General features: G+C 50.9%; 8 protein-coding genes and 1 pseudogene. 6 read left to right on the top strand and 3 right to left on the bottom strand.

Annotation, left to right across the window (positions count from 1 at the left end):
* Positions 1–17 precede the first annotated feature (17 nt).
* The gene (gene rlmA, locus BZJ17_RS08520) at positions 18–866 is read left to right on the top strand and encodes a 23S rRNA (guanine(745)-N(1))-methyltransferase (RefSeq protein ID WP_077456176.1); all 849 of its coding nucleotides are present in this window, start codon (positions 18–20) and stop codon (positions 864–866) included.
* Positions 863–1,813, top strand: a complete 951-nt coding sequence (locus BZJ17_RS08515; protein WP_077640438.1) for a ChaN family lipoprotein — start codon at positions 863–865, stop codon at positions 1,811–1,813. Before rlmA ends, BZJ17_RS08515 begins: the two co-directional genes overlap by 4 nt.
* A 161-nt stretch (positions 1,814–1,974) precedes the next feature.
* Here the strand turns inward: BZJ17_RS08515 and yfbV are convergent.
* Positions 1,975–2,349 (bottom strand): annotated as a pseudogene (gene yfbV / locus BZJ17_RS08510) (terminus macrodomain insulation protein YfbV); the annotation flags it as partial.
* Positions 2,350–2,706: 357 nt separating this feature from the next.
* Here yfbV and BZJ17_RS08505 point away from each other — a divergent pair.
* The 4 genes from BZJ17_RS08505 (at position 2,707) to BZJ17_RS17430 (ending at position 7,412) form a co-directional block, all read left to right on the top strand.
* Positions 2,707–3,903: an acetate kinase gene (locus BZJ17_RS08505; protein WP_069589341.1), complete on the top strand. Its 1,197-nt coding sequence runs from the start codon at positions 2,707–2,709 to the stop codon at positions 3,901–3,903.
* A gap of 107 nt (positions 3,904–4,010) precedes the next feature.
* Positions 4,011–6,158, top strand: a complete 2,148-nt coding sequence (gene pta, locus BZJ17_RS08500; protein ID WP_077640436.1) for a phosphate acetyltransferase — start codon at positions 4,011–4,013, stop codon at positions 6,156–6,158.
* Positions 6,159–6,276: 118 nt separating this feature from the next.
* Complete coding sequence (locus BZJ17_RS08495) at positions 6,277–7,041, top strand: amidohydrolase (protein WP_241824942.1); 765 nt, start codon at positions 6,277–6,279, stop codon at positions 7,039–7,041.
* The gene (locus tag BZJ17_RS17430; RefSeq protein ID WP_241836783.1) at positions 7,038–7,412 is read left to right on the top strand and encodes a M20/M25/M40 family metallo-hydrolase; all 375 of its coding nucleotides are present in this window, start codon (positions 7,038–7,040) and stop codon (positions 7,410–7,412) included. Before BZJ17_RS08495 ends, BZJ17_RS17430 begins: the two co-directional genes overlap by 4 nt.
* Before the next feature lie 90 nt (positions 7,413–7,502).
* On the opposite strand, the gene BZJ17_RS08490 is transcribed toward BZJ17_RS17430, so the two are convergent.
* Together BZJ17_RS08490 and BZJ17_RS08485 are read right to left on the bottom strand one after the other, a co-directional pair.
* Positions 7,503–9,770: a TonB-dependent receptor plug domain-containing protein gene (locus BZJ17_RS08490; protein ID WP_077640435.1), complete on the bottom strand. Its 2,268-nt coding sequence runs from the start codon at positions 9,768–9,770 to the stop codon at positions 7,503–7,505.
* Positions 9,771–9,894: 124 nt separating this feature from the next.
* A complete protein-coding gene (locus BZJ17_RS08485) occupies positions 9,895–12,246 on the bottom strand; it encodes a hypothetical protein (protein WP_077640434.1) in 2,352 nt (783 codons plus the stop codon).
* Positions 12,247–12,402: the final 156 nt, after the last annotated feature.

Below are 12,402 nucleotides of genomic sequence, written 5' to 3'. Positions count from 1 at the left end.
CAAGATTCTGACCAACCATGATTTATCGATGCCCACTGTGCCAACAAACCTTGCACACTAACGCGCGTGGTGTTCACTGCGACGCCAACCACCAATTTGATCAAGCCAAAGAAGGCTACCTGAACCTACTGCCGGTTCAATTTAAGCGCTCCAAAGATCCGGGTGACAACAAAGCCATGACGCAAGCGCGTCGCGCCTTTCTTAATGCAGGGCATTATGCGCCGATGCGCCAAGCGATGATTGATGCGCTAACCCAAGCGCTGGATGGCGAGCACAAGGCTATCTTGGACGTGGGCTGCGGCGAAGGCTACTACACCCACGCGATTGCCGACCAAACCGCAGATAAACACTGGTCCGTGCACGGCCTTGATATCGCCAAAGTGGCGGTCCGTTATGCCGCCAAATGGTATCCACAGTGTCAGTTTTCAGTGGCGTCCTCACAGCGACTGCCCTTTCACGACAACAGCCTCGATGGCGTCGTCCGTATCTACGCGCCCTGTAATGGCGAAGAGCTCGATCGCGCAGTGAAACCGCAAGGTGTGGTGGTCACCGTCACCCCCGGCCCACGTCATCTTTATCAACTCAAAGCGGGGATCTATCAGGATGTGCGGTTACATGAAACACCGCCAGAAACGCTGCCCAACTTTGTGCTTGAGAAGGAGCAGTCGCTGCACTACACCATGACGCTCGCCGGTGAGCAAGCACTCACCTTACTGCAAATGACACCATTTGCGTGGCGTGCTAGTGACGCATGGCGTGACACCTTAGCGAACAGCGACGCCTTCGAGTGCGAAGCAGACTTTACATTGCGCGTTTATCGTCACCAAGGAACGGACAGCCACTCAGAGGAGACCCCCAAGCCATGAACCGAACGTTTGCTACAAAAGCGCGTGGTTGGCTGTTAGCCGCGAGCTTGGCTTGTCTGGCATCAACAGCCAGCGCCGCCCCACAAGCGCTTAACACCCTATTTGATTATCAAGTCAGTACGCCCGACGGCAAAGCACTGACCTTGGCAGAGGTCGCCAAACACGTGGATGATGCGGATATCGTCTTAATCGGTGAATGGCATGGTCACCCCGGGGTACACCGCTTTCAAACAGAGCTGTTGCAAGCCCTGTCCAAGCGTCATGCTGTTGCGTTGTCTATGGAACAATTTAGCCGCGATGCCCAGCCTGTGCTCAACCGCTATCTGGCTGACGAGCTGGGCGAAGATAGCTTTAAACGAGAGGCCAACGCATGGGATAACTATGATGGCAGCTACCGCCCACTGATTGAATTTGCCAAACAGCATAATATCGACGTGCTTGCCGCCAACGCCCCCAAACGCATGGTGAGCTGCATTGGGCGACAAGGGCTGAGTTATCTCGAAACACTTCCTGCGGCGCAACGTGCATGGTTTGCAGACACCATCGACACCCGTGACTCAGCGTACAAATCGGTTTTTAAAGCCAATATGCACCACGGCACCCCGAGTCAAACCGAATCGCAATACGCGGCCCAATTAGCTTGGGATGCCACCATGGCCGAAAGCATGGTGCGCTATCACCAAACGCATCCTGAGACACAAATTGTCCATGTGGCTGGCCGCTTTCACATTGCCGAAGGGCTTGGCACCGCACAACAAATTCGTCAGCGCAACAACAAGCTGCGTATCGCATTAATCACCCCCGTCAGTGATGAGGCGCCGCTTGCCGATAACGTCCCAGACCTCCGCTTGAAGGTGCAGCCTCTACCTGCACGCTGGCGCTCAATGGATGAAATGCGTGAGGCCGTTAGCGCCATGAAAGGCACCTCTTCCTCGGTGTGTGAGTAACGCGTCCTCACGCTGTTGTTCCGCTTAGGCTAGCTATTGGTCAGCGCCGGCTATACGCAAAAAGCCATTGTGTTGCAAAGCGCCTGGCTACCCAAAAGCACCCCATAAAAAACGCCGACCTGCGGGTCGGCGTTTTCGTATTCTTAATATTGAAAAGNGCGAGGTTGGCTTTTCAACGGTTGCATGGCATGGCCTTGGCTGGTGATCTTCTGATGCAATTCGCGATACCAGCCCGCTAACGCCGGCGGCAGTGGCGTGTCACGACGCTTACCCAACCACCAAAGCCCTTGCAGCGGCAAACTCAGCGCAAACAACGCCACAATCATGGCTTGCGGCATCCCTTGGTAGTTATAAGTCGCCATTTGCAACAACACGCTGATGGCAGCAACGGCAGGCATTACTTTCATCGCAAAACGAGTGGTTTTAATCACCCGATTTTCTGGGAATACCGGGGTGAGCTCCTTACGCATCGGCCACTCTTTCATATACTTTTGGCCGTCTTGCAGGCAGCGCCAGATTGACTTGTTCGTTGCCATACCTACCTCACTTGCTTAGCGTGACCGCGATGGCTGTCACTAAACTTTTACAATAAAAACTAAACAAAATGTTCAAAAACTTTCAAAAATAGCCAGTATTACTCAAAAAATTTTTGTTATCTGTATCAAGTCCCGCTATCCTTAGCGCACTTTATCATTGTTGCTCGGATTTGATTGTCTCGCAACCTAATCCGGTTGTGCTCAATGGAGCGAATGCCTATCCAGGACGGATAAGATGCATCCTTTCCCCGCGACAAAGCATGAGATAATTCTTTTTTGAAAAGGTAGTGTCTCAGTTTGTCCACTATCCTTTTCAGTTACACACTCTACTTCTCACGACAAAATAGGTAGTCATACATGTCAAAGCTGGTTCTCGTACTCAACTGCGGAAGCTCCTCTTTGAAGTTCGCGATTGTCGATGCACAATCTGGTGAAGAGCATCTTACCGGTCTTGCCGAATGTCTTAACCTTCCAGAAGCCCGCATTAAGTGGAAAATGGACGGTAAACACGAAGCCCAACTGGGCGCTGGCGCGGCCCATACCGAAGCCCTGACCTTTATTGTTGACACCATTCTCGCCTCAAAACCTGAGCTTGCCGAGAACCTGGGCGCGATTGGTCACCGTGTAGTACATGGTGGCGAGCAATTCACCCAATCAGCCTTGATTACGGATGAAGTGCTAAAAGGGATCCAAGATGCAGCAAGCTTCGCACCGCTGCACAACCCAGCACACATCGTGGGCATTGAAGCAGCGAAGAAAGCCTTCCCTGCGCTGAAAAACGTGGCTGTGTTCGATACTGCGTATCACCAAACCATGCCAGAAGAGTCTTACCTTTACGCGCTGCCATACAAGCTCTACAAAGAGCACGGTATCCGTCGCTACGGTATGCATGGTACCTCTCACTTCTTTATTGCTAACGCGGCCGCTGAGCAGCTTGGCAAGCCAGTAGAAGAAGTGAACATCATCAACTGTCACCTTGGCAACGGCGCGTCTGTCTGTGCGATTAAAAACGGTAAATCCGTTGACACCTCAATGGGTATGACCCCATTAGAAGGCTTGGTGATGGGCACGCGTTCAGGTGATCTTGATCCTGCGATCATCTTCCATCTGCACGATGCACTGGGTTACAGCGTTGAGCAAATCAACACCATGCTGACCAAAGAGTCTGGCCTGCAAGGCTTGACCGAAGTGACCTCTGACTGCCGCTTTGTTGAAGACAACTACGGTGAGAAAGAAGAAGCGACCCGTGCCATGAACGTATTCTGCCACCGTTTGGCGAAATATGTTGCCGGTTACACTGCTAGCCTAGACGGCCGTCTTGACGCGATCGTCTTCACGGGTGGTATCGGTGAGAACTCTGGCCCAATCCGCGAATTGGTGCTTGAGCGTCTTGGCCTTCTCGGTGTGGAAGTGGACAAAGAGCGCAACCTAAAAGCACGCTTCGGCGGCGAAGGTGTGATCACCACTGACAACAGCCGTGTACCAGCCATGGTTATCTCTACCAACGAAGAGTTGGTGATTGCGCAAGATACTGCGCGCCTGACTGGCCTGTAAGGCTCACTTTTCCAACGGCTGATTCCACTCAGCCGTTTTTGTATTTGTGCCGGCTTTCCGGCACATTCATCAGATAGTAAGAGGAAGTCAACGTGTCCCGTACTATTATGCTAATCCCAATCGGCTCGGGTGTCGGTCTGACAAGCGTCAGCCTCGGCGTAATGCGAGCGATGGAGCGTAAGGGCGTTCGCGTCTCGTTTTTTAAACCTATTGCCCAGCCACATCACGGCAGCGACACTGATGTGACTGACCTCACTACCGAAATCATTCACGCTAACAGTGACATGAAGGTAGCCGAGTCCATGTCGATGCACGAAGCAGAAAACCTGCTGCGCTCTGATCAGGAAGATGTCCTGTTGGAAGAAGTGCTGGCTCGCTTTACTCGTGCGACAAAAGACGCGGAAGTAGCATTGGTTGAAGGCTTGGTCACCACGCGTAACCACCCATTCGCTAACCAAATCAACTACGAGATCGCCAAAACGCTGGACGCGGAAATCGTGTTTGTCACCACCCCAGGTACAGACAACCCGGCCCAGCTGAAAGAGCGCATTGAATTTGCTTGCACCAACTTTGGCGGCAGCAAAAACGGCAACATCTCTGGTGTGATCATCAACAAGCTTAACGCCCCTGTTGACGATGCTGGCCGTACCCGTCCAGACCTATCCGAAATCTTTGATGATGCGGATGCTGCACGTCCAACCAACGTTGAAGTCATGCAAATCTTCAACTCTAGCCCAATTCGTGTGCTAGGTTGCGTGCCGTGGAAAATCGACCTGATTGCCACTCGTGCTAGCGATATGGCGAAACACTTGAATGCCACCATCATCAACGAAGGTGAAATTCAAACCCGTCGTATCAAGAGCATCACCTTCTGTGCGCGTTCAATTCCAAACATGGTTGAACACTTCCGCCCAGGTTCATTACTGGTCACCTCTGCTGACCGTCCTGACGTGATTGTGGCTGCCTGCTTGGCTGCGATGAACGGCGTGGAAATTGGTGCCCTGTTGCTGACCGGTGGCTATGCTATCCCTGATCAGCTCAAAGCATTGTGTGACCGTGCTTTCGAAACTGGCCTGCCAGTATTCACCACTGCGGGCAACACATGGCAAACCTCTCTCAACCTGCAAAGCTTCAGCCTTGAAGTACCGGCTGACGACAAAGAGCGTGTTGAGTTTGTGAACGACTATGTAGCGAGCCACATTGACGGCAACTGGATTGAGTCTCTGTCTGAAGGCTCTAACCGTGAGCGTCGCCTAAGCCCACCGGCTTTCCGTTATCAGCTGACCGAATTGGCTCGCCAAGCGGCGAAGCGTATCGTACTGCCTGAAGGCGATGAGCCTCGTACCATTAAAGCAGCGGCGATTTGTGCTGAGCGTAAAATTGCTGAGTGTGTGCTGCTGGGTAACCCAGAAGAAATCAAACGTGTTGCTGAGCAGCAAGGCGTGACACTGGGCGCTGGCGTTGAAATTATCGATCCGGCCAAAGTCCGTGACAAATACGTTGCTCGCTTGGTTGAGTTGCGTAAGAGCAAGGGTATGACAGAGGTGATCGCACAAGAACACCTCAAAGATACCGTGGTACTGGGTACCATGATGCTTGAAGCCAACGAAGTTCAAGGACTGGTTTCTGGCGCGGTTCACACCACCGCCAACACCATCCGTCCACCGCTGCAAATCATCAAAACCGCACCGAACGCCTCATTGGTATCGTCAGTGTTCTTTATGCTGCTACCTGAGCAAGTGCTGGTCTACGGTGACTGTGCGATCAACCCGGATCCAAATGCAGAACAACTGGCTGAAATTGCCATTCAATCTGCAGAGTCTGCCGCGGCATTCGGTATTGAGCCTCGCGTGGCGATGATCTCCTACTCGACCGGTAGTTCAGGTAAAGGGGCTGACGTGGACAAAGTTCGCGAAGCCACCCGTATCGCGAAAGAGAAGCGCCCTGATCTGGTGATTGATGGCCCGCTTCAGTACGATGCTGCGATCATGGAAAATGTCGCAAAATCAAAAGCGCCTGACTCTCCAGTTGCGGGTAAAGCCACTGTGTTCGTCTTCCCAGACTTGAACACTGGTAACACCACGTACAAAGCGGTACAGCGTTCTGCTGAGCTGGTTTCAATTGGTCCAATGCTGCAAGGCATGCGTAAGCCAGTCAACGACCTGTCTCGCGGCGCCTTGGTAGACGACATTGTTTACACTGTTGCACTGACCGCTATCCAAGCGAAACAAGCAGAAGACAACGGCCAAGCGTAAGCCTCGCCTCGTCTTTGATTCAAAAGCCAGCACTCGTTGCTGGCTTTTTTGCGTTTGGGTTCACAACGCGATGCCCTCACCCGATCTAGCATAAGGGTCCATCCTTGTTTTGGAGTCGATGATGGCCACTCTATTTGATCCCGTGAGCCTGCGCCGTACCCTGCACCAATACCCTGAACTGTCCAACCAAGAAGCGCAAAGTGCGCGCACCCTTGCCGCCCAATTGCGCGCCTTCGGATTTACGCCACACACCGAGATTGGTGGACATGGCATTGTGGTTGAGATTGCCGGCAAGGCAGCCGGCCCCACCACCTTACTGCGTGCCGATTTTGATGCGCTTCCCATCCATGAACGCACCCAATGTGCTCATGCCTCAAACCATGAAGGCGTCATGCACGCATGCGGCCACGATGGCCATGCCACCGCTTTGTTAATGGTGGCGAACACCCTCGCGCAACAACCGCCACAGCGAGGCAAGGTGCTTCTTATTTTTCAACCCGCCGAAGAAACCGGTGAAGGGGCGGCACGCATGTGTGCTGATCCCTGCTTAGCGACGCAAGAGATCGATCATGTCTATGCCTTTCATAATCTGCCGGGCTTTGCTCAACATCACATCGTAGTGCGTTCAGGCACCTTTGCCTGCGCGTCAACCGGCGTCGCGATACACCTTCGTGGCAAAACCTCCCATGCCGCTTATCCAGAACGCGGTATCAGTCCAGCCAGTGCCATGACAGAGGTTATAACCGCCTTAATGCAACTGCCGGAACAACATCACCCAGCCTTTAGTCTGGTCACCTTAGTACACGCGCAGTTGGGTGAACCCGCCTTTGGCGTTTCGCCCGGTGATGCCACCGTGATGGCGACGCTACTTTCCACGCGATGAAAGCCAGCCTGACTGCCACGATTAACGCAATCGCGCAGCACGCGGGGCTAGAGGTATCCATTGCATGGCACGAGCCTTTTGTCGCCGCCTACAACCATCCGGATCATTACGCCCATGTGGTTGACGCCGCCCAAACACTTGGTTTGTCAGTTCAAACACTTACCGAGCCGATGCGGTGGTCAGAAGATGTGGCCGAATTTCTCGCCCGTTGGCCCGGCGCGTTGTTTGGGATTGGCAGCGGAGAGCATCACCCACAGCTGCACAACCCGGACTATGACTTTCCGGATGCGATTTTATCGACTGCACATGATCTATTCTGCGCCTTGGTGGCTCGCCATCACGGCATGGCTGCACCCTCAGCGCCACAATGAACACGAGCATAATAAAAAACAGGCCTGTTACGGGATCCGCAAAGGCCTGTTCATCCTGCTCAACGCCAAGTCAGCGCTAACACATCACCGTTAGAACGACCACTGGGTGCCGATGGTAATGGTGCGGCCCGGGTCCGGCATGCTCACCACCGAGCCAGGTTGAATGGTGTAACGGTCCGTTAGATTATTGACCGTAATAAAGACACTGGCATCCGGCGTGATGTCGTAGTGGCTATAAATATCCACCAAGTATTCTGATGGGATTGCCACCACAGGGCTTGCGGCGCCGGTGCCTGTTAGCCAATCGGCAGGGTTCGACTTGCCGCTGTGGTAACGCACTGTGGTACCAATATCAAGCCGATCATCCAACCATTTATGGCCAATATTTAAGTGCCATTTACGCTCAGGTGGAATGCGAGTCGGTGTGGTGCCCCACGCAAAGCCTAAGCCATTACAGCGGTCCATGCCTGAACGTTCAGCCTGATCTTGCGAACACACCTGCACCCTGTCGTAAAACGTGGCAGAGAAGTGGCTGTAAAAGCCTTGGTACGCGTAATGTGCCTGCAGCTCAATGCCAGACAGCGACAGATCATCATAATTGGTGAAGGTAAAATTACTGCGCCAAGACGGCATCCCCGGCGTGCGATCGAGCACACCTCCAGAAATAAAGTCACTGACATGGTTATTAAAGTAAGACACCGTCATGGCAGCGCGACGTGTTTGCACAAGCCCCAGTTCCTGCAACCAAGCTCGGCCGTCTAAGCTCACACCGTACTCTTGGTTAAACGACACTTCAGGATCGAGCGGGTTATACGGGTTGTAGCTAAACACCTCGTTAGAAATGGTGACTTCATACAAGCTCGGTAACCGCGCCGTGCGAGAGAGTTTGGCAAACACAGACGCCGAAGCGTTGATGTCATAATGCAGCTCACCCAATAAGTCCCATTCACCGCGATAGTGCAAAGATTGCTGGGTTTGCTTATCCAGTGATTGCGCCTCATGCCAGTTCACGCCAAGCTTTGCGGTCACCGGCGTGAGATCGATTTCACTATTGGCAAACACACTCCACTCTGAGCGTTTTCCGTGGCGAGAGGTCGGCTCGCTGGTATAAAACTTGTCGGTGTCACCACGCGGTTCAAGGGTTTCTTTGGTGTAAGACACACCATAATCCACACTCACCGGCACACTCGACCATTCACTGCGGTTGACAATACTCGCGCCATGACGGTCGTTTTGATACTCATGCAGATATTGCTCTGCATTACTCCCTTTCGCCCAGAGCCCGTTGTATTGGTTCAGTTTGGCAGACGTGTGCCACGCATTCGCATGCAGATTCAGCCAGCTTTGCGACGGCGAGGTGTAGCGATAATTCGCGCTATAAGCATCCACATCCGCGGTTCCTAGTCCCCACTGTGGCATCAAGGTGTCGCCATCTTTCTCGTAGGTATACCAATAGGCCATCAGTACCTCGCCCGCCTCTTGGCGGTGATGACGATAGCTAATATCTGCCTGATGACCATTGCCGAATTCTTTGTCCAGTTTGGCGAGCCAAGAATCACTCTCAAAGCTGGTATTACCCACCTCTTGGCCCGCGCCAATCACTGGCTCTTCGTAGCGTTCAATACCCTTTTTGCCGGCAAAGTGGTTGCCTTTTTTGCGATGGCTAAATGCCAGCACACCACCAAGCCCATCACTCTGATAACCCAGCCCTACCATTGCGGACCCGTTATCAAATCCTTGATGATCATTGCGGTCGGCCAAGCGATAACGCATTTGCTCTTGGGCATCGTCACTCACTCGCGGCGAACGGGCGTTATTGTGGGCACGTAACTTCACCACCGCACCAAAGCCCTCGCCATCGCGAACAATGTCTGTCGCATTGAGTGTGGTAGCGGTAATGGTGCCACCAATCGCGCCGCTGGCATAAGGCGACCGCCCAATTGTGGCCCCTTTGTCTACCGACAGCGACGACAATAAGTCGGTATCAATATAGGTACGATCACTCACTCCCTGATAACCACGCGAGGTATGCGTCGACTGCAAACTGCCATCAATCAGCATCGCAACCCGCCCATGCCCCTGCAAACCACGAATACCGGGATCAATCGCACCGGCTTCGTTGTGCATGTTATTGAGCTGAATACTGGTGTTGCCCGAAAAGACATCTGCGTTACTGATCCCGCGAACCTTATCCAAATCCTCGCGCATCATCAGCGCATCGGAAAAGCGATCGGCATTGACCACCACGGTATCGATCGGCGCATCGTTTTCAGACACATCCTCTGCCGATGCGGCAAGCGCGAGAGAAGGAAAAGCAAAAAAGGTAAGAATAAAAGAGGCGATTGGCTTTAACTGCATTGAACATTCCCCGTCAATAAAAAGCGACGGGGATGATAATGCAAATGGTTATCGTTTTACAGTACTATTTGTGATCAACAAAGCCCTCGCTCAACGAGGGCTCTTCACAACACCTTGTATTCAATTACTCTTGAATTAACGGGAGGTTGTCCATGATATCTAGCATCACCTGCTTGTTATCACTAGAAAGGCTGTAGTTTGGCAACGACGTTCCACCGTTATCTTGAGACCACGAAATCCCCACTAAAACATCGCCTATTTTGCGGTTAATGTAGCGATGACGTTTTTTCTGATCCTCACTCGATTCCTGTTGAATAAGCAACTCATTGCCGAATTCATCTTGAATAACACGCCATTGACCACCGGTAAAAAAGTCATCTTTTGACTGTGTTTTATAGTCGATGGATTGAGATTCGTAGTAACCATTGCTTTTGAAGCGATTCATTAATATCGAGTATTGCAAAATCGGATCTTCCCCATCGAAACTTTGGGTGACACCGGTTTGCTCAACCATCAATCGATATTCTTCAACACCAGGGTAAACAAATGAGTCAACCTGAGCTGATTGATAAAAAGGAGTATCTGACGAGTCTAGCCAGAACAACTCATCATTAAACGCTTTCATAATCAATTGCTCTTGACCCTCAGCGTCTACATGGTGATAGAGACGCTCCATCACTACCGATTCACCTGCCCCATCTAAGGTAAATTGTAATTTCCCTTCGTTCAGCGTCACACTACCGCAACGTTTATGTTCATACTCAACATAGCCTGTTACATGATCAAGAGAGACCAACATCTGTTGAACAGATTGTGGATTCGTTAATGACCAATCGGTCTTACGACTAATGTTTGTCTTGTAGGCGTCGGGCACCTCGTCATTGCCGCCCCAGCAAAACTGATAATCTCCACCATTTTGTAAGAACATGGCATAACCAATTTCACCATCGGAATCTGCCAAACTACCCATCTTCCAAACGCGATTATCGTCAAATAACGCTTGGGTAAAGCCATTTTCTGGTTCAGTCACTGGAGGCTGATAGCCCTCTTTAACGTCAGGAAGGGAGAACACGGTTGACGTCATCGCCCCTTTATTATCTTTCGCAGAGATAACGAGTTTTGTCCCCGACTGACGCGCATGTTTCGGGACACCCGTAATACGTACGAGACCTTGTTTATCCACGGAGGCAACGAGACCCTCGAGATTAAACTGATCGATGTGATAAGACTGGATCGCTCCATCGGCGTCCTTGAACATAGCTGCAACACTGAACGATTGCTCAAAAACGTCACCTTGCTGGATATACCAATTATCAAGGATATCCTGCAATTCGGTTTTTTCTTGAGTATCCACAACTGGCGCTTTGTTTGATGTGCCAACTGTGAACTGAAGTGTCACTGCTTGTTTACCAACTTTTTTATTATCACTGTTAAAATCGTCGGCCAAAAGGGTTAGAACAACAGGACCCGCTTTTAGCGCTTCACCATTACTCGAAAGCTTAAGTATATTCTCGCGATAAGAGATCTGAATCCCCATATCTGGCGACAATGAGTCTACCGACCACGCAACTGGTGCTGTGGTGTCTTTATCACTGAATAGATCCGAAATATCTAAATCAATGACTGGAAAACTGTCGGTATCCATTAATGATTTCGTTTTGTCACTCAGCTTTGCCTGTAGTTTAGCTAAGGCATCGGCGTTTACTTTTACTGTGTGGTTTTCAGTGACCGTAAAGCTGTCGTTGTTATCATCACGCGTAATCACTGGCTTATACGTCGCGTCCTCCAACTGCTCGTCAGTCAAGGTCTCAACATGTTGAACCGCCTGGTTAGCGATTTTTAAAACCATTTCATCGTACTTAGCTCTACTGTCAGCCTTTGAAACTGTCAGTACCTGAGCAACTTTATGCAGCTTTTTATTTTTGCCCACATAGTCATCAAAGATTTCTGTAGAGTCTTCAACGCCTAATGCCGATTGCACCGCTTCAATTGCAACGTCTTCACTTTCACCTTGGCGCACTCTACTTGCAACCAAATCAGACAATGGTGAAATAACAACATTTTTGTTCTTAAGAGTAGAAATCGGCGTCATTAACGCGACTTCTCTATTGAGTGTTTGTCCTTTCAAATCTTGGTCAATCGTCGCTTGAGGATCCAACCCTAACTCTTCGAGCCAATTCAGTTTAGGACTGCCTTCAGCGATAATCTGTATCCCGATAAGTCCTTTGTCTTTAATCTTTTCACGTTCAACCTGAGCCTTACCATCACTATTCGTTTGTGCAATCACGGGCTCAGATTTATTCCAGTTACCGTCGTTATTTTGGTCGATAAAAACGACAGCGTTGCTCAAATAACCATCGATTGCCGTAATGGTTACCATATCTTTCGATGGCGTCGATTGCTCAGAAGAACCAGAGCCATTACAGCCAGTTAATGCAATCGCAACGGATGCCGCAAGAAGTGTTTTTTTATTCATCTTTGTCCCTGAAATAAACTGCAAAAAATACGCGCACTATCAAGCGATGTACGCATTTTCGTTCATTCTGTTGCTAGCACCTTGCTAGCACAAGGCACGCAAAGCTATACAAAAACCGTAATTTTTTTTAGTCTTTTTTGTGTTAAAGGTGCTGTT

Source organism: Salinivibrio sp. IB574, from assembly GCF_001996205.1.
Lineage (GTDB): Bacteria > Pseudomonadota > Gammaproteobacteria > Enterobacterales > Vibrionaceae > Salinivibrio > Salinivibrio proteolyticus.
The sequence above is the reverse complement of the archived record's forward strand: the minus strand, read 5'-3'. Positions and strand labels throughout refer to the sequence as shown.